Origin of the sequence: Croceibacterium ferulae (assembly GCF_003660445.1) — a bacterium.
Lineage (GTDB): Bacteria > Pseudomonadota > Alphaproteobacteria > Sphingomonadales > Sphingomonadaceae > Croceibacterium > Croceibacterium ferulae.
Map to the genome: position 1 here is coordinate 1 of NZ_QZVQ01000019.1, position 21,377 is coordinate 21,377.

The 21,377-nt window shown below is 60.3% G+C and carries 18 protein-coding genes and 2 pseudogenes; 12 read left to right on the forward strand and 8 right to left on the reverse strand.

The window, feature by feature from the left end:
- Positions 1 to 162: sugar transferase (locus D5S08_RS15475; protein WP_175578862.1), on the forward strand; the 162-nt coding region annotated here is incomplete at its 5' end.
- A gap of 824 nt (positions 163 to 986) precedes the next feature.
- On the opposite strand, the gene D5S08_RS15480 is transcribed toward D5S08_RS15475, so the two are convergent.
- A complete protein-coding gene (locus D5S08_RS15480; protein ID WP_121120102.1) occupies positions 987 to 2,510 on the reverse strand; it encodes a putative bifunctional diguanylate cyclase/phosphodiesterase in 1,524 nt (507 codons plus the stop codon).
- Between the two features lie 7 nt (positions 2,511 to 2,517).
- Positions 2,518 to 3,057 (reverse strand): heme NO-binding domain-containing protein, encoded by a 540-nt coding sequence (locus D5S08_RS15485; RefSeq protein WP_121120103.1) that lies wholly within the window; start codon positions 3,055 to 3,057, stop codon positions 2,518 to 2,520.
- Positions 3,058 to 3,286: 229 nt separating this feature from the next.
- Between D5S08_RS15485 and D5S08_RS15490 the strand changes: the two genes are divergently transcribed.
- Positions 3,287 to 5,611, forward strand: a complete 2,325-nt coding sequence (locus D5S08_RS15490; protein WP_206610368.1) for a putative bifunctional diguanylate cyclase/phosphodiesterase — start codon at positions 3,287 to 3,289, stop codon at positions 5,609 to 5,611.
- A 623-nt stretch (positions 5,612 to 6,234) separates the two neighbouring features.
- On the opposite strand, the pseudogene D5S08_RS15495 reads toward D5S08_RS15490, so the two are convergent.
- Positions 6,235 to 6,507: pseudogene (locus D5S08_RS15495) on the reverse strand (beta-barrel domain-containing protein); the annotation flags it as partial.
- A gap of 75 nt (positions 6,508 to 6,582) precedes the next feature.
- On the opposite strand from D5S08_RS15495, the gene D5S08_RS15500 reads away from it, so the two are divergent.
- Positions 6,583 to 7,113 (forward strand): hypothetical protein, encoded by a 531-nt coding sequence (locus D5S08_RS15500; protein ID WP_121120106.1) that lies wholly within the window; start codon positions 6,583 to 6,585, stop codon positions 7,111 to 7,113.
- 318 nt (positions 7,114 to 7,431) lie between these two features.
- Here D5S08_RS15500 and D5S08_RS16790 read toward each other — a convergent pair whose 3' ends face one another.
- A complete protein-coding gene (locus tag D5S08_RS16790) occupies positions 7,432 to 7,980 on the reverse strand; it encodes a hypothetical protein (RefSeq protein ID WP_155522989.1) in 549 nt (182 codons plus the stop codon).
- Between the two features lie 983 nt (positions 7,981 to 8,963).
- Here D5S08_RS16790 and D5S08_RS15515 point away from each other — a divergent pair.
- The 5 genes from D5S08_RS15515 to D5S08_RS15530 all read left to right on the forward strand — a co-directional run bounded on the left by D5S08_RS15515 (position 8,964) and on the right by D5S08_RS15530 (position 10,752).
- Positions 8,964 to 9,176, forward strand: a complete 213-nt coding sequence (locus D5S08_RS15515) for a hypothetical protein (protein ID WP_121120108.1) — start codon at positions 8,964 to 8,966, stop codon at positions 9,174 to 9,176.
- The gene (locus D5S08_RS15520; RefSeq protein WP_121120109.1) at positions 9,173 to 9,529 is read left to right on the forward strand and encodes a hypothetical protein; all 357 of its coding nucleotides are present in this window, start codon (positions 9,173 to 9,175) and stop codon (positions 9,527 to 9,529) included. The genes D5S08_RS15515 and D5S08_RS15520 overlap by 4 nt, the downstream gene beginning before the upstream one ends.
- Positions 9,530 to 9,923: 394 nt before the next feature.
- Positions 9,924 to 10,076 carry a hypothetical protein gene (locus tag D5S08_RS16795; protein ID WP_155522990.1) on the forward strand — a complete coding sequence of 51 codons (153 nt, stop codon included), beginning with the start codon at positions 9,924 to 9,926 and terminating at the stop codon, positions 10,074 to 10,076.
- A gap of 16 nt (positions 10,077 to 10,092) precedes the next feature.
- Positions 10,093 to 10,536, forward strand: a complete 444-nt coding sequence (locus D5S08_RS15525; RefSeq protein WP_121120110.1) for a hypothetical protein — start codon at positions 10,093 to 10,095, stop codon at positions 10,534 to 10,536.
- Between the two features lie 27 nt (positions 10,537 to 10,563).
- The gene (locus tag D5S08_RS15530; RefSeq protein WP_126665614.1) at positions 10,564 to 10,752 is read left to right on the forward strand and encodes a hypothetical protein; all 189 of its coding nucleotides are present in this window, start codon (positions 10,564 to 10,566) and stop codon (positions 10,750 to 10,752) included.
- A gap of 531 nt (positions 10,753 to 11,283) precedes the next feature.
- On the opposite strand, the pseudogene D5S08_RS15535 reads toward D5S08_RS15530, so the two are convergent.
- Together D5S08_RS15535 and D5S08_RS16585 are read right to left on the reverse strand one after the other, a co-directional pair.
- A pseudogene (locus tag D5S08_RS15535) lies at positions 11,284 to 11,403 on the reverse strand (PEPxxWA-CTERM sorting domain-containing protein); the annotation flags it as partial.
- 24 nt (positions 11,404 to 11,427) lie between these two features.
- Positions 11,428 to 11,910: a DVUA0089 family protein gene (locus D5S08_RS16585; protein ID WP_126665615.1), complete on the reverse strand. Its 483-nt coding sequence runs from the start codon at positions 11,908 to 11,910 to the stop codon at positions 11,428 to 11,430.
- Positions 11,911 to 13,338: 1,428 nt separating this feature from the next.
- Between D5S08_RS16585 and D5S08_RS15540 the strand changes: the two genes are divergently transcribed.
- Together D5S08_RS15540 and D5S08_RS15545 are read left to right on the forward strand one after the other, a co-directional pair.
- On the forward strand, positions 13,339 to 13,827 hold the full coding sequence (locus D5S08_RS15540; RefSeq protein WP_121120112.1) for a Ros/MucR family transcriptional regulator: 489 nt from the start codon (positions 13,339 to 13,341) through the stop codon (positions 13,825 to 13,827).
- Positions 13,828 to 14,141: 314 nt separating this feature from the next.
- Positions 14,142 to 14,876, forward strand: a complete 735-nt coding sequence (locus D5S08_RS15545; protein WP_121120113.1) for a response regulator transcription factor — start codon at positions 14,142 to 14,144, stop codon at positions 14,874 to 14,876.
- Positions 14,877 to 15,093: 217 nt separating this feature from the next.
- Here the strand turns inward: D5S08_RS15545 and D5S08_RS16800 are convergent, their stop codons facing one another.
- Both D5S08_RS16800 and D5S08_RS15550 read right to left on the reverse strand, forming a co-directional pair.
- The gene (locus D5S08_RS16800; protein ID WP_155522991.1) at positions 15,094 to 15,237 is read right to left on the reverse strand and encodes a hypothetical protein; all 144 of its coding nucleotides are present in this window, start codon (positions 15,235 to 15,237) and stop codon (positions 15,094 to 15,096) included.
- 420 nt (positions 15,238 to 15,657) lie between these two features.
- Entirely contained in the window at positions 15,658 to 17,439 is a 1,782-nt protein-coding gene (locus D5S08_RS15550) for a sensor domain-containing phosphodiesterase (protein WP_121120114.1), read from the reverse strand.
- A gap of 489 nt (positions 17,440 to 17,928) precedes the next feature.
- On the opposite strand from D5S08_RS15550, the gene treF reads away from it, so the two are divergent.
- Together treF and D5S08_RS15560 are read left to right on the forward strand one after the other, a co-directional pair.
- On the forward strand, positions 17,929 to 19,530 hold the full coding sequence (gene treF / locus D5S08_RS15555; RefSeq protein ID WP_121120115.1) for an alpha,alpha-trehalase TreF: 1,602 nt from the start codon (positions 17,929 to 17,931) through the stop codon (positions 19,528 to 19,530).
- Between the two features lie 288 nt (positions 19,531 to 19,818).
- Positions 19,819 to 21,159, forward strand: a complete 1,341-nt coding sequence (locus tag D5S08_RS15560; protein ID WP_121120116.1) for a hypothetical protein — start codon at positions 19,819 to 19,821, stop codon at positions 21,157 to 21,159.
- Positions 21,160 to 21,377: the final 218 nt, after the last annotated feature.

The window sequence follows — 21,377 nt, forward strand, 5'->3', positions numbered from 1 at the left end:
CTGGCGCAGGTGCGCGGCTTCCGCGGCGCGACGGAGAAGGAAAGCGATCTCACCGGGCGACTGCAGGCCGACCTGGAATATCTCGCCGGCTGGAGCATCTGGCGCGACATCCGCATCATCTTCGCGACCGCTCGTGTCGTGGTCCACGACCGTGCCTTCTAGGCCACCTTCGCCCGCGTGAATTGGCAAGGTTCACCGACGCCTGCAAGCCCCGTCAAATTAACTCGCGTCGAGTTCAAGCCAGCAGGGGCGGGACCGACTGTCCAACTTCAATGGACCGGGCAGAAGCGGTCTTTTTTACGTTCCAAAGCAATTTAAGCCGGGACCGATGTTGGAGGAACATCTAGAACGGACTACGAGTGTTCATCCGAGCCTATCTCCGTGCCACGACCGCCGAGCAAAACGCGACCTCCGCTGTTTTTGAGCCGGGAGGCTGGGTCGAGCAGGAGGCCGTCAACATCTCTGCCCTAGTCTTGGAACGACGTTGAAGGCAGAGTGGCAAGCCGTGGGCGCTATCATGTTAGAGTTGCGCACTTCGACGGACGACCGATCTGGGAAGGCGTGCGGTATCTGGATTGAGACGCATCACGCCTGTTCAACAAGCCGCAAAACCGATCAGTCTTTTGCCGCTCGATCGCTCCACAAGACAGCTGATGCAGCTGCGCTCGAATGCGAGGTGGTTCTCTGAACTTACTTCAGAGGCGCTGCTCGGGATTGTTGAAGGCGGAGTAACTCACCGGGTGCACGGGTGTGGCGGAATGGTAGCCGCAGGGACTTGAATCCCCGAGCGTTGCTCGTGCGGATCCGAGGCTCGCAGCTCGCCCGAGCTTGTGTCTCGTACGGTCCAGACGGAGTGTCCGTGATCGGCGTACAAGGGCGAGGCATGGTGACCCGCCCTGGTGTCTACGGAAATGGCGGACTCGGCAAGTCTGATCATAATTCATGATGCCGGCCGCCGCCTGAACAGCGAAGCGTATCGATGTCGATTAGGAGGTTAGATCCTGTTGAACTGCGACACCGTTATGATTGCGCAAGACCGCTTCGATGATGGCCGGTGGAGCTGGACGCGAATAAAGAAAGCCCTGCGCTTTGTCGCACATCACATCTGACAGGAAGTGAGCCTGAGTTTCTCGTTCAACGCCCTCACACACTGCACGTATGTTTAGATCATGGCAAAGGGCCACGACGTGTTGAATGATTGCCTGTCCCGATCGTGCATGCTCGACATCCTTCAGCAAATTTCGATCCATCTTCAGAACAGAAATTGGCAGCCGGTGTAAGTAGGCCAGGTTTGAATAACCGCTGCCGAAGTCGTCGAGTGCGAAATGGACCCCAGCGCCGCGCAGCTTTCGCATTACAATTTCGGCGGTGGTAATATCCTGGAGCACCACCCCCTCGGTGATCTCAAGAATGAGGCGATAAGATGGATAATTATTATCCCGAAGCGCTCCCAAGATCCTATCTGTAAAGCCAGCGCTGAGCAGGTCGAGCGGCGAGATATTGACTGTGATACCATCAACCAGCTCGCTCTCGATCCATGGTTTTGCTGACTGCAAGGCCTTGCGCAGGATCTGCTGGCTCAGTTGCTCGATCAGGCCGCACCGCTCGGCAAGTGCTATGAAGACCTCCGGACTGACGAAACTGTCCTGCTCGTCCTGCCATCGTGCGAGGCATTCCAATGTCTGCATACGACCGGTCGCAAGATCCATTATGGGTTGAAACCAGATTTCGATCTGATCCTGCGCGACGGCGGCTCGAAGCTTAAATTCAAGCTGCTGCCGTTCATCATACGCATGCAGCATGTCCGGCTTGAACCGGGCCGTTCCAGCCTTGCCTGCCCGCTTGACCTTGTAGAGGGCGATATCAGCGAAACGCTGCAAGTCTTCAGCATTGCACGCATCATCTGGAGCAATGGCAAGACCGACAGAGACGTTGCACGGCAGCGTATGTCCGGAGGCGATCACCTGACCTTGTAAGGTTGCGAGATAGCCTTCGATCGCGTCTGCTTCGTCGTCACCACACAAGTGTACGATCACGGCAAACTCGTCGCCACCCACACGAGCGACAAGGTCGCCCTCCTGGCATACTCCTCTTAATTTCTCAGCAACCTGAACCAGCAGAGCATCGCCGACCTGATGACCAAGCCGGTCGTTGACACCTTTGAAGTCATCCAGGTCAATTAGCAGCAATGCGATGCGCTCACCCATCTTGATCGCTGACTCAAGAGCTTCGGCATACTGCCGCCGACTACAAGCGCCCGTCAGGTGATCGGTCGCGAGCATCATGATCGCAGCTTCGCGAGCCTGTTCGAGCTCGGCTGTCCTCAGGCGGACTCGCTCCTCCAGCTCGTTATTGAAAGCGGTTAGCTGCTGGTTCGCCTCAAACAGTTCCAAGCTCTTGCTTTCCAGCAAGCGCTCTGCCTCGCGGCGGCCCGTCTGCTCACGCCGGAGCCTGCGTTCAACCCGGCCGAGACGCGTGCCGGCCTCCGGCACGGGCGCGAGATAGGACATGGCTACATTATCTCGCTATTTCGAAGCGCACATAATCGCCGCTGGCGTCACGCTCGGCGAAGTGTGTGATGGTAACTGGGCTGAGGAGATAGTCCGAGGCACCAGCGATCACCCCTGCCGCGAGGTTGGCTAGTGGCTTGCAGCTGTCGTAGCGCAATGTCAGCCGATCATCGGTGCGCCCCATCACCTTGAAAGAGGGCAGCTCGGCATCCGGATACAGCTTCCGAACCTCGTACTCGTGGAAGTGATCGATCGAAGCCAAGACGTCAAACAGCTGCTTGTTGTTGAAAAATTCAGGGCTGTAAGCAACCCACTTGCCGAAGCAAAACCGGCCGAAGTCGTGCAATGCTTCTGGCAATGCCTTTCCCGTCAGCCGGCACATCGCGGTGATTAGATCCACCATCTGCTCGAACGGATATGTGCCGACGCTTGTGTAGGCGCCATCATTAGGAACGCCCGACTCTTCGATGATGTCGTCCAGCATGTCGTCGCCGAACGAATGTGCGCAGTGATCGAAGAAGGTTGTAAATACTAGACCTTTCATCATTGCCCCCCCCAAACGTTTCGACGCGAGTAACTTTACAGTTACGGGGAGAAGATGAAGCGGCGGTTAAGTCGCGGAGTGGTAGTTTGGCGCATGGCGGAGGCCCATCAGACATGTTCGCCAGTGCTATTCGGTCGGACGCGCCACCAGAGATACGCCCTGAACCGGGCGGGCCAGTTTGGCAGACCACCTTATCGCCTTGGCGTTAATGAAGTGGAGACTTCGATGTGACATGGCTGCGACCGGAGGGTCTTACGTCATGCCGCTTTGGGAGAGACATCGGGAAACGAGCTTCGGCACGCGCCTGTTTGCTGCGTTGCTTGGGCCTGTTCTGGTGCTGGCACTCGGCCTGTCGGCATTTGCGTTCTCCGCTTTGCGGACCGCGGCGTCCCAAGCCGACCGCGTCTCGGCCGAAGGGCAGGAGGACGAGGTCGCGCTGGCGATCAGCGATGCACTTGATGAACTGGCCCAAAGCCAGGCAGGGGTGGCGATCTGGAACCCGCTAGTGCTGGAGCTGCGCAAGGCACGCCCTGACTGGGACTGGGTCGACCGAGATGTCGGCACCTGGCTCAATTATGTGTTCTCGCACGATGCCACCATCATCCTCGATTCGGCCGACAAGCCGGTCTATGTCATGCGCGACGGGATGCGGACCAGTCCGGCCAGCTACGCTGCCTATGCTCAAGCCGCGCAGCCTCTCATCGATGCCGCACGTGGCCGGACCCGTCTCCGGGCAAACCAGCATGAGCGTCTGCCCGGACAAGCCACCGGCCCTGAAGCAACGGTCAGGACGTCACCCAACTCTATTCACGCGACCGACCTTGTGCTGATCCAGGACCGGCCGGCTGCAATCAGCATTATGCGTATTGTGCCGGACGACAGTGACGAAGTGCCGTCCACGTCCGGGCAGGGGCCGTTGCTGGTCAGCGTTCGCTACCTCGACACCAGCTTCACCCGCAGTCTCGCCAGGATCCAGCTTATCGAAGGTGCCGAGATCCGCCAGTCGCCGGGAATCGATGATGCGGAGCATGCGCTGGCAGTTGTTTCCGGCCGCGGTGAGCAAATCGGCTTTATGGTGTGGCGCCCCGATCGGCCGGGACGTGCAGTCTGGCAATCCATGGCGCCGAGCGCGGGGCTGGCGCTCGCTGTCCTGCTGGGGGCACTCGTCGCCCTTGTGTTCAGCGTCGCTAAGTTGATGCGCAAGGATGCCCGGTCATTGGCAAAGCTAGCTGCTGCCCACGTGGAACTGCAGGCGAAGGAAGCACAGGCGCACTATTTGGCCTACCATGACGCCCTGACCGGATTGGCAAATCGTGCGCTGTTCAACTCAGTTGTCGATCAGAAGCTGGCAGGTGCGGGTTTAATGCAGCCTTGGGCCATCCTGTTGGTGGACTTGGACCGGTTCAAGAACGTTAATGATACGCTCGGGCATCTTGGCGGAGACCGGTTGATCCAGCAGGTGTCCGCCCGTCTGCAAACGCTGGTTGGTCCCACAGATCTCGTCGCACGCCTCGGTGGTGACGAGTTCGCTATTTTCCTTGATGAACGGCCTGATCCTGCGGCATTCGACCAGATTGCAGACGGAATGGTGGCTACCGTCAGGCAGCCTTTCACTATCATGGGGACGAACGTCTTCATCGGTGCCAGCGTCGGCATCGCCAGCTATCCTGCCTGCAGTAACGATCGGTCGGAACTGATGCGCATGGCTGACATCGCCATGTATCGCGCCAAGGCGGAAGGCCGCGACGGCTTCCGTACCTTCAGCGAGGAGATGGACGAAAGCGTCAAGCTGCGCCGCAGGCTGGAGAAAGACCTACGCGACGCGCTTGATCACCGGCAGGGCTTCGTAGTGCACTACCAGCCGCAGATGGACGCTAGCGGGTCACAGGTAACCGGTTTCGAAGCGCTCCTACGTTGGCAGCACCCGGTTTTCGGTTGGCAATCGCCTGAAGCGTTCATCCCCATCGCTGAAGAAAGCGGGCTGATCCGAGATCTTGGTCGCCTGGTGCTGCGCGACGCGTGCAACGTCGCGCGGCAATGGCCTCGCTTGTCGATTGCAGTGAATTTGTCGCCCGCCCAGTTCCGAGCGCATGATCTTGCTGCGGAGGTAATCGCGATCATCACTGAAGGTGGTGCTGACCCCGCGCAGATCGAACTGGAGGTGACCGAAAGCATTCTTTTCGACGAAGACGAGGTTGTGCGAGCTACGCTCGCAAACCTGCGCAAAGCCGGCTTCCGCATCGCGCTCGACGGCTTTGGCACTGGTTACTCCAGCCTCAGCCACCTGAATAAACTCCAGGTGGATAAGATCAAGATTGATCGCAGCTTCGTTCAGCGACTGGGGGCTGCAGACGATGCCGCGGCGATCATCCATGCTGTCGTGCGACTGGGGCACGCCATGGGGCTATCTGTTTCGGCCGAGGGCGTGGAGACACGTGAGCAGCGCGCATTCTTGGAGAACGCCGGCTGCAACGAGCTGCAAGGCTTCCTGTTCTCGTCCGCTGTTCCTTCGACATTGTTGACCGAACTGATGCGCCAAGCGCGGCAGGCGGCGTAGCTAAGTCGATTTCTGGCAGGTCGAGCGGCCGGTCTGCATTGGGATTGAGAAAACAGCTATGACGTCGTCCCGCATTGGCGACTTTGGTTCGTCAGTCCAGAGAATTGCTACGCGACGGGACGTCGGCGTCTCTAGGCACAAATGATTGTACCATTTTCAAGCTTGGCGCAGCAGGCGCATCGCTCGCTAGAGGGTGTGCGCCCCGATCTCCGGATGGATGTCGTGTACGTTTCGGACTTCGACAGCCAGGACACCGGATCCGTTCGCGGAGTTGATGCTCCTGGCTTGAGGTTCTGATCAAGGTTGGCGACGTGCTTTCGATCGAGCAGGTCTACTGCCGCCATCTTCTCGCCGGACGGCTGGCCTTGCCAGCAGCTCTCGGCTGCATTTGGTCCATGCCGCGTCGGAGATGGCGGCGTTGCTGTTCCCAATCGTCGCGCGGCTTGGGCCATCGGAGGCCGAAAAGAAACGGGGCATACTGCGCCGGGCTGCCGAAGGATCGAGTTGCATGCTTCGCCGCCAGCTGGAGCGTAGCAAGAGCGCGACGGTCGGACTGCTGACACGTGCCACTATCATCGGTCGCGCAGCGCCTCGGCGGCGCGGTTGAGAGGCTTCATTAGGTATTACAGCACGGTCTTGCTGCCCGTGTGCACGTCAACCGTGGCGATCATACCGGGCACAATGCGGAACTCCTGCCCGCTTTTGCTGGCCAGCGCATCCTTTTCCATGCGAACGAAAACGCGATAGTAGAACAAGTTCGGATCGGTTTCGTCCCGTATCGTATCGGGGGAGATCGTGGTGACCTTGCCTTCCAGCCCGCCATAGATTGCATAATCATAGGCACTACTCTTCACCGTCTCGCGCTGTCGAGGATGGATGAATGCAATATCGCGCGGGGATAATCGTGACGTCGTTCACCAGCGTAACTTCGGTGCCGGTTGGGGGCAGGGTTCGGTCCGCCAACGCTGCAGATGAACCTTCGCACATCGACGGCCGAGAACCGCTTCGGCGTGGTGGCGTCTAGCCTCGTAAAACTGCGGGGCACCTGCCGCGACGGCCAGCCCGCTGACGAAGCGCTGCACACGATCAGCGCCGGCGGCACGCACATGGGCGAGGTGCGTGCGATTCTGATCAAGTCCTACGACGACGAGCCGGACGGCCATGGCCTCGCCAGTCCCGCAGGAACAGGCACAGTGCAGGACCGCTTCGGCTTGATTACGGTGACGATCGAAAGCGAAGCGCCGCCCGCTCCTTATCTTCGCCCGCATATCGCAGCTTCCATGACGACGCGTACCTCAGCCCGCAGCGCCCTACTCAGATTAGGGGCAACCCTATGGTTCGGAACGCCTCTGATGGAGTGCCAAGGCCCGGTCAGCCTTCTCGACCGTCATCGGATCCTCCGACGCTTTTGCCGCAAGATTGTCGTGCCGGAGCCTGACGTCAACTGGTGTGTGCCCTCTGGTTCGCGACGGGCGAAACAGGCGGACGGGTTAGCTTGGTGACGCGTTGTTAAGGGCTCGGAGTTATGGACGGTTCAGCCGGCCCCGCTGACGGGTAGTGGCGGGTTGGTGGGGCCGCGCCGTACGGGTGCGGCCCTTTCTACCACAGCTGGCGGTCGGCCTACGACCGATGCTCAGCCCGCAGCGTCTTCACGGTCGCTTCGGCAAACTGCCGCATGACCCGCTGCCATTACAATCCGGCCTGATCCCAAGGTCGCCAATCGTCCGCCGGATTGCTCGAAACCTGTATATTCCGCGTCGCTCGTGCGACATCTTCCACCAGCGACGCCTGGTGGTTGGCGCTGCAGATCCTACACCGGCTCATGAGTTGCGCCCGCCTGGTCCGCGAGTGTTTGCGCCGACCAAGTGAAGGCCCGAATTCTCGTGGGCGGGGCCACGAACTTGCAGGCGATCGAAGCGCACTGTGATCGTGTCGATGATCCGCTCGCGCGCAGCGTTCTTCTTCAGCCGGTCGGTGCGCGCCCATTCCCATCCTGTCGGCTTGGTGACCTGCTGCAGCGCGAAGCTGATCTCGAAGCCCAGCTCGGCGCGCGTGAGGACCTCCGGGAATGGCTCTTCGGGTTCAGGAGGCTCCCTGGACATTCGCTTTCCTTGCAGAACAGATGCGGAACAAAATAGATGTTGATGGGAGCAGGCGAGCGGGAGCCCTTCGGAACGTGGCTGCTGGTGCAAGTCGACCGAGGTGATTGGATGGACGGATTGGCAGTTGCGGCGCGTGCTGATCGAGGCTTCCCGCGGCGGGGCGATGTGGAGGAGGTGCGCAAACGCTTGCGGGCGCTTGGCGCTGATCCGGACGCTATCGAAGCGCTGGATGATGCCGAGCTGGTGACGAGAAGGGTGCTGCGACACTGCTCGGGATCTTGGGAATGCTTAGAAGCTCCGCCGCAGCCAAAACACTGTAGCTCCAGCAGTTGGCGCTGAAAGGGAGCGAGAAGGGCTGTGCCGATTTGAAACGCTCGTGGCGCAGAGGCCCTACTTCGGAACGCCCGTATTGGGCGAACGTTGGGGCTGGCAGGTGAGCGTCGGCTATCAAGCCCGATTTGCCGGCGCTCACTCTAGAGGGGGGCTCTCCCAGGTTGGGGAGCAACTCTAACGACGATTACACTCGTCTTGCGGGTGAGCGCTGGCGGTCTCGTCAGATCTCCAGCGCTCATTCGGCCTAGCACCACCAAGAAGAACTGTGGGGCGGCGCGGCAAGGAAGTGCCCAGCCTAAACGCCACCCCAAACCCGCAGCTTATCCGGAGTTACACCGAAGCGAGGTCATTGGGGCCTCGCCCGTTTGTTCTGGGTCGCCGCAGTCAACGAAATTGTATTCCCCGGTTTTCTCAGCAACAAGTAGGGAAATACATGTGTCTGGTGCTGTTCCAATACGGATCAATCGGGTTACGCGCGAGCTGCCGGCCACGCTTGGAACTCGTGCCACGTGCGTGCAGCAGGTGCCAAGAAGTCACTCGGCTTAGGATCTGCAACTCCTAACGGCGCCAAATGGCTGGATGCTACTTTGACCGAAAAGATTCGGTCCCTATGCGCTATGCCTACCGAATGCCTGTAAGTAGGACGCGCAAATACTTACGACTGTGGCGTAGGACATCCGCGTTTGACTCTTGCAATGCCCACCACATCACACGATCATGCAGATACAAAACGGGCAGGAGCGACAAAGGAGTGCCCGATCCTGCCCTGACCACTCAGTCCCATGCAGGAAGACGTCATGGCTGCCTACGAGGGCAACTACTAGTCGTCCGGGAGGCGTTGAAAGGGATTGGGTGGAGTGGATTGTCTGGCATCCAAGCCCGCGAAGCCGCGCGCGCCACTTCTAAGGATGAACCCCATGGGTAATGACGAGCAAGCGATGGTGGAAAGGATGGCGGAGGCAATTAATCCGTGGGGCCTCGTCTTGGCCGCTCTGGGCACGCTCTACATCTGGCTGATCGTGCGGGCTTATCAAACGGGTCCTGGCGAGTGGGTCTGCGAGTATGGCGATCCAGATTGCCGGCAAGACGACGAGTGTTCGCTCTGTCACATGGAAAGGAACTCGTGGTGATCGAGGACTCGTCCAAGCTCGTCGCGGAGATCGAAGCAGCAGATCCGGTTGAGCAGGCCGAGCTCCTGTGTGATGCTTGGGATCTGCTCGCCAGGCCGGGCTGGGCTGATGCTGACCGATCTGCGCAGTTCATGCGGTGCATCGATGCGGAGGCTTTCGAGAGCGCGGCAATCATGCTGGTGCCGGAGGGTGCGTTCCCGACCCTCGATTTTGTGGAGCGCCGCTGCTGGCTGCGTGACGGGAGCGGGTTCGACCTGGCTTTCGGCGTGGCACATGGAAGAGGCAGCACCATTGCTCTGGCCCTTGTCGCGGCATGCCTCCGGGCCCGAAACAACCAGGAGGCGGGCAGGTGAGCGACATATCAACCATCGCGCGCCACCGGGCGCATCAGGCTGAACCTGGCCGAGGCATCCGCCCAGCGCCGAAGATCTGGACTTGCTCAACACGGTGGGCTTGGGGGAATTTTGTAAGCCAGAGCGGCGGAGCAGTGGAGAGAACAATGCAGGTTGAGGGCGTATTCCCGCGAAATACCGGCTCGGGAGGGACAGAAAGCGAGACGAAAGCCTTCGCTCGCCCTTTCTCCAGATCGTCTGGTACGACGACGCCTCCCGGTGCAGCCGGAGCCGCTCAACGGGCACGGCGGAGATCAGGCCCGCAGAAGATGCGCTGGACCGCCTGTACCTGGAGCGAGAGCGCGGACAGGCGGTCTGCCCGACCTGCAACCGCCTACTCCAGGCGACCAACGGCGTGTCGCTGAACCTCGCCGTTGCTGACTACCTGCTGGACTGCGAGGACAAGCCTTCCTTTGCTGCTATACGCCCACGGCTCGCGCGCTTTCAGGGCTTCATGGATGCGACAGACCGGCAGGAGCTGCTGTGCGCGACGTTGATGATGTGCTGATCGCGGCCTTTCGCAAGTGGTCAGCAGGCAAGCCGGTGATCGAGGGGAGCAAGGCAAGCAGCGCGAGCGGGCGCCCGGCACGACAGAAGCGGCTGTCCGTGCGCTGGCTGCCGCCATCAATGCCGCGCATCGTCGGAAGGACAACGCCTTCCCGGCAACCTTCAAGGTGCTGCAACCTGCTGAGGTCAGCCGCACGCCGACCGATCGACCTTCTGTGGCCGAGCTGGCGGCAATGTTCCGCTACTGCCTGGCGCCGCAGCCGCCGCAAGGCGAAGTCTGGTCAGATAAAATGCGGTCGCGCCAGATCCTCTACCGGACCAACCTGCTGCGCTTTCTGCAGATCAGCGTGGCGACCTGGTGTCGGCCGGACGCAGCGCACGACTTTTCGACCGATCCGAAAAGAGATCAGTGGATCACGAGTGCTCACGTCGTTCAGCTGAACCCGCGAGGTTGCCGGTAGACGAAACAGTACCGCCCGGCCGTGCCGGTGCCGCATTGGTTCGCCCGGCTGCTGGACCGTCATGAGGGCCTCTACGTCGGCGTGGCCAGTGTGCGGAAGGCGTTCGAGGCGCTGCTCGAAGAGCTGAACCTGCCGCGCGAACGGGAGACTGGATTGAAGCTGATCAGGCGCAGCGTGTATCAGATCGCACGGCCTCGCATTGGCGAGGAGCGATAGGCGCTGGGAATGATGATGCTGGGACACCAGCAGGCCAGCACCAGCGACCTCTATGCGCTGTTCGACCCGGCCAATTTGGGCCTGGCATTGCGCACAACCGAGACAATCATGGCGTAGATCGAAGCCTCGCTTTCGGTGCTTTCGCCGGAGCGGCACCGGAGCTTAGGATCGTGAATGGAGGGTGTTCTTTTGTGAATGATGACGCCGAAACAGATAGATGTGTTGGTCGGGGAGAAAGGATTCGAACCTCCGGCCCTTGCCTCCAGAAGGCAGCGCCTCAACAACAAAGGTGCCCTACCCAGAGGATAAGGCACCTAGATCCTCGTTCACGCGAACAAGAGATGCGGAATGAAGGTTGGTTCTCTCGACGCTCCTGCTGCCATGGATAAGGGCTTACCTGTGCCGGTCAGCTGCCCGCGAGCACATCGTGCATTTGCGTTGCAATGTATCGACCCTTGTCAGCCCAAGTAGGGCGTAATCTGCAGGCTTCAGCGAGACATCGGGTTGCATGCCCAGTGCGCGACGGGTGTCCTACGCATAGCTGACGATAGTGTTCACCCGCCGTTTGCGCATTATGCTGCCAACCGCGCCGAAGCCAGCAAGCAGCATGGCCCAGGAAGCTGGTTCAGGGACTGCGGGCACGACAGCACTCTGTACATTCAACAGGTCAAATGCTCAATGACTGTCGCGTTGTGATCCAGTCACATCGATAAAGCCATTTGCAAAATCAGGCTGTCCGTCTCTATCAAAAGAGCCCGGCAACTGCGACGGTCCAAAGTTATTATATTGCGTTACAAAGACCGTGTACGACCCCGCAAGAAGGTTAGCTTGGAAAAAGGTGTCGAATGCTGCTCCCGAAGTTGGATCCGTTGGACTTGATGGTCCATCGTCATTGTAATCGACAAGATTTCCGCTGAAATCATACAATGACAAAATCGGATCAAATCCACCTGCAGCGATAGACTGTCCGGCTGCGTTTACCCCACCAGCGTACGAGTACGTCAGCACAGTGACGAACGAATCTGCATCGATGGTAAACTCGAAACGCGCTTTGTCGTCATCGTCTACAAAGTTGCCTGTGAAGAAAAAGTCAGTTGCCTTAGCAGGAGTTAAGAACGCCGTGGCTGCCAAGACCGCGAACAATAATAGGTTACGCATCGCTATCTCCCCTTTACTAAAATAAAAGAATCACGACCTCGTTGCCCTAAGCTTTAGCACGAGCCCGGGCGCGGTGTAAACTGGTAATTAAGCCGTCATTTATAAGAATACACTTTTACAAAGTTCGCACAGAACAAGCACTTGGACGGTGCGCTACAGGCCGAAATGGTGCTCGAAGATGTTTGCTGTTCCATTCGGCGACACTTCAATCTGGTGGGAGTCGGGACTCAAGCACTTCGCTAAACGCTTGCTAGCAACGACTTCGAGTTTCAGTTCACGGATGCTTGCCAGCTGAGCACGAGCAATCGTTCCGGTGTCTTGCCGCCTAGGCTCAGTGGGCCAGCTTGGTCCCTCGATGTGCGTACCCAGTCCGAAATGGAGCCAGCACCGCAGGGGCGCACCGATGCCTTCCTTCCACGTTGAAGACCTTTGTGAGGATGTAACGTCCGCCGCAATTCAGTCTGGCCCACACCCATTCTGCGCTGTCGATTGACGATCGGCTCGGTGGAAAGAAAGGTCCGAGCGGCGTGAACCAGCGTTCAGCGATGGGGAGGGGAGGGGTGCTCTAAACGGCTGACCCGGGGTCACGCCGCGCGAGGGCCAGAGTCAACGGTGTAGGAGATCACCACAGGTGATTGTCCTTGCTGCCTCGCGGAATGGACGCTGCAGGCAGTGGCTGATCGCGGCCGCCCTGGCAGGTTGTACAAGTGCGGATCCGGGGATTGCGCGGCGCCGCCCCCGTGTTCTTCAGGACATGCAGACCAACCGCCGACATCGCTCCACCGTCCGCGACGTTGCCCTTAACGGCTAATGCTCGCTCCTGCCGACCTCTGCCAAGCCGCACAGTGCAACCAGCTAAAAGACAAACAAGTCATGCCACGTGCCGTAGTTCAGGACCATCGGCACCATCGCAGCACCGTGCGTGGTCTGATCATTGCCGTTGCAGGGTCGCGGCCTGCGCCATTGCGGCAGATGCAACTGGCGCACATTGGTCTCGGGCCAGAATGCTTGTTTCGCAAGCACGTCCCATTCGCGGCGTCGGTCATCCCGCTCACAAATGACATAGCTGCGGCGATTTGAACGCAGCTCCTACAGGCTATACCGCCGCTTGCGAGGCGGCTCGCAGAACAACTTGCTGGTGGCGCCGAGCAGCGTTTCGGGTTCGCCGCGGGAAAAAGGCTCATTGCATATCCGCTTGGCCGTATAAGCTTGAGCCGCGGGCTTTACCGACAAGTGCAGCAGATCACAGGATCCAGCCCGTCAAGGCTCAACACACGACTGCCCAGCCAAGGTGCTTGGGTGGTTTCAAGCTTGCCTTGTGCAGGATTGGTCCATGCATCCGCATTTCTACGTTGCATTTTGCTGAGCGAGCAACAACATGGTCTGGGCTATAAACACGAAGACACAGCAACAACAAACAGGTCTCTAATGAAAAACACCGACACTGAGCACACCGAAACCCTGATTGCGCTCACCTCTGATATCGTTGCTGCGCACGTCACCAACAACACCGTGCATGTTGCGGATGTGCCGACCCTCATCCAGAACGTGTTCGGCGCTCTTCAGGGGCTGGGCGCAAGCGAGCCTGTCGCGGAGCGGCCCGAGCCTGCCGTGTCCATCCGAGCTTCGGTGAAGCCTGACTACCTCGTCTGTCTGGAAGACGGCAAGAAGATGAAGATGCTCAAGCGCTACCTGATGACGCAGTATGGCATGACACCGGACCAGTATCGTCAGCGCTGGAACTTGCCGTCCGATTACCCGATGGTCGCTCCTGAATATGCCGAGAAGCGCCGTTCGCTGGCCAAGAGCAGTGGCCTTGGCCGCAAGCCAGGTGAGAGGCCGGGTCGAAAGACAGCTGAGAAGCCCGGCCGCCCGCCGAAAGCAGCTGCTCCCGAGAAGGTGGAGGAAACGGCCTGATCGGAACGGCCTGCCTCTCATTATGAGGCAGCCTCGGCTGATGTTGATCATCCTAACAGAGAAGCCCGGTCATCACTGGCCGGGCTCCCCTTGTTAGAAGGGTCGCTGAGGCCCGCCCGTTACGCGCCACCGGCTCGGCTTGCTCGAAACGGGCGAACCACAGGTCGGTTGTGAGCGCTGGCAGGCCTGAAAGGTTCAAAGTGGAGCTAGTTTTCGCCTTCGTTGCGTAACCTGCGGCTTTCCGCGTAGCAATCGGTTCATCTTGGCGGGAGTTCGAGATGCGCGCTCCTTCGTTCTGTTCCATAGCAGTGGGCATGGAACGCACTCACCTTCATATCGTCGGCGGTAGCAGTCGCTCTCGCGCTGAGCAGGCCCAGATCGCATTTGCCCTGGGGCACCATGCCGAGGTCTATAGCGAGCTCGACGAGCTGCTCGAACGCTCGCCTGGGGAGGGCATTATCCTGGCAGCGAACGACACGGTTACCGGCGGTACGGCCGGCCTGATCCGCCGTCTCGGCGAGGCTGGCGTGTCGCTGCCGGTGGTAATTACGGCTGACGGGTTCACCATCAATGATGTGGTCGACACCATCACTGATGGCGCTATGGATTGCCTGGTGCTGCCGCTGGAGCTGAATGCCCTTGCACGCCGCCTGCAGCGGGTTAGCGCAGCTGCCGGCCCCCTGGTGGAACTCCGCCGCCGGCAGATCGAAGCCCGTACCCGGATCAATCAGCTCAGCCGGCGCGAACATGAAGTCCTCGAGTGTCTGGCTGCTGGCAAGGCCAACAAGCTGATCGCCCGCGATCTCGACATCAGCCCGCGTACCGTGGAGATCCATCGAGCCAACATGATGACCAAGCTGGGCGCGGGTCATCCTGCTGACGCTGTCCGGCTGTGGATGGACGCCCAGCTCCGGGCGCAAACCATGCCCGCGCCGGTCGGTACAATGCCCATGCTGCGCCCGCAGATCGTAGAGCCGATCAGCATTGCACCTATGCAGACCGCCGCTGAAGCTCGCATGTCCTCGGCTCCGCTGCTGCGCCGCGCCTGACGTAGCACTTGCCAGACCGTTTGCAGCTTCGCGGGCGAGGACCGTCGCTTGAAGCTGCCAGGTTGGGGCTCGCCCCGGGATGGCGGGCGAGCTATTGTCGGCGCGAGAGTTGCGTTCGGAGTTCGGCAACTGCTCCAGTACCAAATCTCCACCGACACAGCGTTCCGCTTAGGCGAACATCCAACGAATGGCGATGCAGCTGCTGCGGGCTGCTATGTTACTGGAGCACGAAGGCGACCGCCCCCTCCTGCTCCAGTTCTCTCGCGCACTGCCGCACAATCGCGGCGTCCCTGTCTGTCAGCAGATGGGCAATGCTGCGGAACCGATCCGCGGCCTCGCGGCGGTTATTGAGGGATGTCATGCGGTCTCTCCACCGAAGCCAGTCTAACTAGATGCCCTGAATACCTATCGAAATTTAAGAAAGCTTTAACCAAGACCGAATGCTTAACCGATCGATGATGCCGAGCCACTGCGATCAGCTCCGGGCCCACAAACCGCCCGCACTCAGCTGCCGTTCAGACCTATACTGTCGCCGAACAGCCACGTCGCTCGGAGTGACTGCTGCTGTGAGAACGGATTTGCGCGATTAGGCGCTGGGAAGCTGCCCAAATATGTCCCACTTTGGGGGTGGCACATCCGCGGAGCTGCCTTCCCGCCTACGCCATCGCGGTTGTTCAAACAGGCCTGAGCCCGTCTCGAAAGCGGTCGTTTGTTCATCTCGAGCTCAGAGCCTTTTTTCAGCTCTCACTCTGCGCTGCGGAGGGTCGCGGCGCCGAACGCGTCACGCGGCGTGAGCGTCTTTTTTCCTGCCGTGCAGGCCATCAGCAAGCCAAGCATCGAACTGCACAACGTCCATCGCCCGACCGAAGAGAAAGCCCTGACCTTCCTCGCAACCGGCGTTCGTCAGGATCTCTGCCGCCTCGACCGTCTCGATCCCTTCCGCGACCACCTCATATCCCAGCTTGTGCCCTAGGCCGATCATTGTCTCCACCAGCACGACGTCCGGACCTTGCGTCCGGGTCAGGTTGCGCACGAAAGCCTGATCGATCTTCACGACCTGTGCCGGTAAGCGCTGCAGATAGGCCAGGCTGCTCTGCCCCGTCCCGAAGTCATCGATCGCCACGCAGGTCCCGTTCTCTGCCAGCTGCCGAAGCATGGCCGAAGCCTGATCCGGTTCTTCCATGATCGCGCTTTCGGTGACCTCCACTTCGAGCTGTTCAGGGCGCAGGCGACGTTTCAGCAGCCCGAACTGAATGCGCTCCACGAGATCAGCTTCCGCCAGATTGGATGCGGAAATATTGATCGAGATGGTGATTGGGGTGCCCGCGCCGGTCCACGCCGCCAACTGATCCAGCCCGGCTTCGAGCACCCATTGCGTAACCGACCGGGCGAGCGAGGTCTGCTCCACTAGCGGAATGAACTCGGCAGGCGAGATGTCGCCCAAGGTCGGATGCCGCCAGCGCAACAATGCCTCAGCACCGACGCAGCGCCCGGTTTGCAATTCTATGCGCGGCTGGAACACCAGTCGTAACTGGCCCGGTGCCTCCAACGCAACTCCGAGGTCGTTTAGTAAACCAAACTGGCGGCGGTGAGTCTTGTCCCTCATAGCGGAGTACAAATCGACCCCACCGTCCGTCATACGAGCGTCCTGGGCCGCACTGATGGCACCACGAAGCACATCGTCTGCTGAAGTTTCACCTAACACAAAACGCCGTACGCCAATGGCGAGACTGGTGACAAAGCGCGAAGATGACGAGGCCCGCAGCTGGTCGAAGCCAGAGCGCAGACTATCCATGTAGCTGACCTGCTCGACTCCCGATGGAGACAGGAATGCAAACTGGGTCGACGCGACATGGTAAACCGATCGGGTCGGCTCAAGTGCGGCACTTATCGCTACCGCGGCTTCCCGCACCATCTCGTCGACGCGGCTTCCGCCCAGCACGCGCGCCATCTTGCCGATCTGATCATCCCGGGCGAGGTCAACGACGACTGCAAAGCGCTCGTCCCCGGAAAAATCGCGTGCCAAATCGATCAGATCGTCCCGGAACTGGGTGCGGGTCGGCAAGCCACTCACAGGATCGATGCGCCCGAAGGCATGTTGCAGCTCGATCTGCGCCATGACCATCGCTGCCAGATCCGCCAGCGCCTGCAGCTCGGCGGGTGTTGCCTCCCGCGGTTCGGCACCCAACACACAGAGGGAACCCAAGCCATAGCCGCCAGTGGTAATAAGCGGCGCGCCGGCATAGAAGCGGGTGCCGTTGCGCGCCAGCAGGCTATCCGCATAGACCGGGTCCGCCAGGAAATCGTTAATCACTAGCGGCTCGACTGTTTCTGCAACCTGAGCACAAGGGGCTTTATCCCGTGGAATGCTCCAATGCTCGATCCCCACGCGCGACTTGAACCATTGGCGGTCGTGATCCGTCAGCGAAACTGCGGCCACCGGTAGGCCAAAAATCTGGCTCGCCATGCGCGTGATCCGGTCAAAGCTCTCGGCTGGTGGCGTGTCCAGCAGCTTGAGTTGGCGCAGCGCATCCAGACGAGCTTCTTCCTGGTAATCGCGCATCGATTGCTCCTTCAAACCCGCGATTACAGGCAGGAAATTAAAAGTTCGCTGCTGTGCGGTGCCGGTCGAGCGGCGGAAGCCGGCTAAACGAGGGTCTGCTTACCCCAATAATTCGCTTTGAAGACGCCGGGCCGCAATCCGTCCAGACCTTGCCGTCCGTCAGCGCGATCAGAGCGCCGGAAAGTGCCGTAAGATCGTCATCAACAATGGCGGAATCAGAAGCGACAAAGTGCGTTCTAAACGTCCGGTATAGGGTCGAGAAGTTGAGGAGCTAACAGGACCGTCTTGAGGTCCGCTTTGCGGTCCGATCGTTACCAAGGCGATTAGGTCGGCCAGCACAGTTATGGAACCGATCGTATCACGTCGCTGGATTTAATCGCCCTTCAATGAAGGCTGAAGTGCCGACTCAGCATCGTGGCTCCGTGCCAGTTTGATCAACCGGTCGTAAAAGGGGTAGGTTGCGACGCCGGATGAGGAGGAGCCTGGGGTATGCAGATCTGGCGTTCAATTCTTGGCGCGGCGCTCGTGCTTGTGACGCTATCGGCGGGCCCGCTGAACGCGCAGGAAGCACCGGCAACGATCTATGGAGAGTTGCTCCAGCAGGTCCAGACAGGGCGTATCTTTCCCGACAGCAAGACATTTGCCGACGCGGTACCTCAACGCGAGCCGTCGGCGATCATGGCCGACTACCGTCGCACTGCGCCTGCCAATCGCGCGGCGCTGGAGGTTTTCGTCCTGGCGAACTTCGTGGTGCCGGGCGTCAACGACCGCGGCACGGACATTCTGCGCCGCCACATTCGCAATCTCTGGCCGATGCTGGTGCGCGAACCCGATGTGCCGACGACGGGGGGATCGCTCCTGCCGATGACCGAGCGCTACGTCGTCCCGGGCGGGCGCTTCCGCGAAATGTACTATTGGGACAGCTATTTCACCATGCTGGGCCTGGCAGTGGACGGACAGCAGCAGCTGATCGAATCCCTGCTGGACAACTTCACCTTCACCATCGAGCGCTTTGGTCACATTCCGAACGGGATGCGAACCTACTATCTGGGTCGCTCCCAGCCGCCATTCTTCGCCCTGATGCTGGACCTGTCGGATAATGACGATCGGGCACTGGCGGCACGCCGGCTGGCGGCATTGCGGAAGGAGCATGCCTACTGGATGGCAGGCGCGACGTGCCTCGATGCGACTGGCGCTTGTGCCCGCGTGGTGCGCATGCCGGGCGGCGCCCTGCTCAACCGCTACTGGGATGATCACCCACTGCCGCGCGATGAATCCTATCTTGAGGATTTGACCACTGCACGGCAGGATCCCTCGCGTTCGGCGACGGTGATCTATCGCCACCTGCGTGCAGGCGCAGAAAGCGGGTGGGACTACAGCAGCCGCTGGCTGGCCGATCCGCGACGCCTGTCGAGCATCCGCACGACCGACATCGTGCCGGTGGACCTCAACAGCCTGATGCTGATCATGGAAGAAGAGATTGCTGAACGCTGCGCTGCCCAGGACGATCAAGCCTGTGCCGCCGCCTACACCGACATGGCCGGCGAGCGGCGCGAAGCTCTCCAGCACTACTTCTGGATGGCGGAGGAGGACCGCTTTGCCGACTGGGACCGCGTGTCCCGGGCGCCGACACCGCGCGTCTCCGCAGCGATGCTCTTCCCGCTTTTCGCCGGCGCCGCAACAAAGGACCAGGCCGCGGCGGTGGCGCAGACTGTCACCCGCAGCCTGCTGGCGCCCGGCGGCCTGCGGACGACCCCGCTGCATACCGGCGAGCAGTGGGATGCACCAAATGGCTGGGCTCCGCTGCAGTGGATCGCCATCGCAGGGCTCGAACGATCAGGCCAGGAAGAGCTGGCCTGCGAGATCTCCAGACGCTGGCTGGAGACCGTGTCTAGGGCATTTACGGAGACGGGCAAAATGCTGGAGAAGTACAACGTGGAGGAGCGCACGCCGGGCGGCGGTGGTGAATATCCGACGCAGGACGGCTTTGGCTGGACCAATGGGGTGACCAGCGCGCTGCTGGAAAGATATGCTGGCAATCCGGTTTGCGAGATGCAGCGCCAGGCGATCAGTTTACAGGATGCGCGATGACGTGAGCAGCAGCTTTCGGCTCCGATCCATGCAAACTATCGTCAGCAGACATCCCGCTAAAGCGGGCTTGCATACCTGAACGAGCGTCGGTGTGTGGACGCCCTTCGGGTGGTGTTCTGCTCTTGGTGTTGGCACCTTCGACCCTCTCAGTGGCTTTGCTGGAGCTTTCTCGTTCCGCGGGACCGTATATGCAAGCGTGCAGAACGTGTTCGATGCGATGGGAGCACCATCCATAATTCCGCGGTCGGTGTCGGAACACCGACCAAGTACTTCAATACAACATCGACAATGGCGGACAGTCGCGCCACCGGCAAGGACTCGATGGCAACTGGTCCCAACGCGCTTGCATCCGGAGACGCGTCAGTCGCGAGTGGACGCAACGCCAAGGCAGAGAGTTTCGGTGCCGTGGCCATCGGCAACGAGGCTGTGGCGACGGGAGGCAAGTCGGTGTCGATCGGCACTGCCAATTTCGCGTCGGGCGATGGAGCGGTCGCCATCGGGGACCCCAACTTTGCGACCGGACCGGGTGCGGTTGCGCTGGGCCGGGACAACATAGCGACTGGCGAAGGTGCAGTGGCGATCGGCGACACCAACCTGATTGAAGGCGATGGTGCGACGGCGCTTGGCTTGAGGAACGTTGGCAAGGGCATGGGCACCACTGCGTTGGGACGACTCAACACGGCAATGGGTGATGAATCGATTGCTGTGGGCACAGCCAACCAGGTGGATGGAGTGGGATCCATTGCAATTGGCAGCAACAACGTAGTCACGGGATATCATTCACTCGCCATCGGCAGCAACATCCAGTCTCTCGACGCTGATACCCTGGCGATCGGCTCCTCCTCCTTTGTCGGCGGATTGCATTCCGCCGCAATTGGTAATCGCGCGAGAGCCGATCAGAAGAAGGCCTTGGCGGTCGGCAACGATGCGGTGGCAAGCGCCGTCAGCACCTCGGCCTTCGGCTACACAACGCTAGCTTCCGGATTGGAGCCTAACGCCATCGGCGCGAGGTCGGCGGCAAGGGGGGCCTACTCGACGGCGGTGGGCCGCAATTCCAGTGCCGATCGTTTTGCAAGCTCCTCATTTGGCCTACTGGCTTCGAGCCAAGGCTACGCCGCTACGGCGCTCGGCTCAGGAGCAATGGCGGTACATGATGGCAGCGTAGCGCTCGGCGCTTCCTCACGAACAATTCGGGGCGAGGTAGGAGCTTACGCGGCGTTCGGCGGCAACTCGGTACAAAGCTCTGCGGGTGAGATCGCGATTGCACGCAATCTCGGCTACTTCGATCCGATCACGAACAGTCAAACCCTGACTGGCAATCGCCAGATTACCGGCTTGGCGGCGGGAAGCGCCGACACTGATGCGGTGAACGTCATACAGCTAAAGGGTGTTGCCCGGTCGATAGGGACTGCCTTGGCGGATAGCTTGGGCGGAGGTGCGACTTACGACGTTACGGCCGGCTCCGTCTCCCGGCCCACATACCTGGTCAATGGCGCAGCTTACGCGAACGTCTCCGATGCATTCGGCGCCTTGGCGAGCCAGATTAGCACGGCGCAAGGAAGTGCTACGCAGCCCGCAGCAGTCAGCCAGACACCAATCCATCGGATTCGAGTCTGCTTGCGCAAGTAGAGGCGCTCAGCGCCCAGCTCGCCAGCCTTCAAGCGCAACTCGCGACTCTTCAGGCGACAGCTGCGGGCGTCAGTGGAAGCGGTGCCATGCCGGCCGCTCGCCTGAGCAATGTGGCTGCCGGCGCTGTGACCATGACTTCCCGCGAAGCGGTGAATGGTAGTCAACTCTACGAATCCAATTAGGTCAACAACGGTGCCAGAGCGACGGCCGAAGAAGCG

What these genes read in the sequence shown, in the direction of transcription:
- D5S08_RS15480 (WP_121120102.1), bottom strand. Translation starts at nt 2,510, where the DNA reads ATGTCCTATCTCGCGCCCGTGCCGGAGGCCGGCACGCGTCTCGGCCGG.
- D5S08_RS15485 (WP_121120103.1), bottom strand. Translation starts at nt 3,057, where the DNA reads ATGATGAAAGGTCTAGTATTTACAACCTTCTTCGATCACTGCGCACAT.
- D5S08_RS15490 (WP_206610368.1), top strand. Translation starts at nt 3,287, where the DNA reads ATGGCTGCGACCGGAGGGTCTTACGTCATGCCGCTTTGGGAGAGACAT.
- D5S08_RS15500 (WP_121120106.1), top strand. Translation starts at nt 6,583, where the DNA reads ATGAACCTTCGCACATCGACGGCCGAGAACCGCTTCGGCGTGGTGGCG.
- D5S08_RS15515 (WP_121120108.1), top strand. Translation starts at nt 8,964, where the DNA reads ATGGGTAATGACGAGCAAGCGATGGTGGAAAGGATGGCGGAGGCAATT.
- D5S08_RS16585 (WP_126665615.1), bottom strand. Translation starts at nt 11,910, where the DNA reads ATGCGTAACCTATTATTGTTCGCGGTCTTGGCAGCCACGGCGTTCTTA.
- D5S08_RS15540 (WP_121120112.1), top strand. Translation starts at nt 13,339, where the DNA reads ATGAAAAACACCGACACTGAGCACACCGAAACCCTGATTGCGCTCACC.
- D5S08_RS15545 (WP_121120113.1), top strand. Translation starts at nt 14,142, where the DNA reads ATGGAACGCACTCACCTTCATATCGTCGGCGGTAGCAGTCGCTCTCGC.
- D5S08_RS16800 (WP_155522991.1), bottom strand. Translation starts at nt 15,237, where the DNA reads ATGACATCCCTCAATAACCGCCGCGAGGCCGCGGATCGGTTCCGCAGC.
- D5S08_RS15550 (WP_121120114.1), bottom strand. Translation starts at nt 17,439, where the DNA reads ATGCGCGATTACCAGGAAGAAGCTCGTCTGGATGCGCTGCGCCAACTC.
- treF (WP_121120115.1), top strand. Translation starts at nt 17,929, where the DNA reads ATGCAGATCTGGCGTTCAATTCTTGGCGCGGCGCTCGTGCTTGTGACG.
- D5S08_RS15560 (WP_121120116.1), top strand. Translation starts at nt 19,819, where the DNA reads ATGGCGGACAGTCGCGCCACCGGCAAGGACTCGATGGCAACTGGTCCC.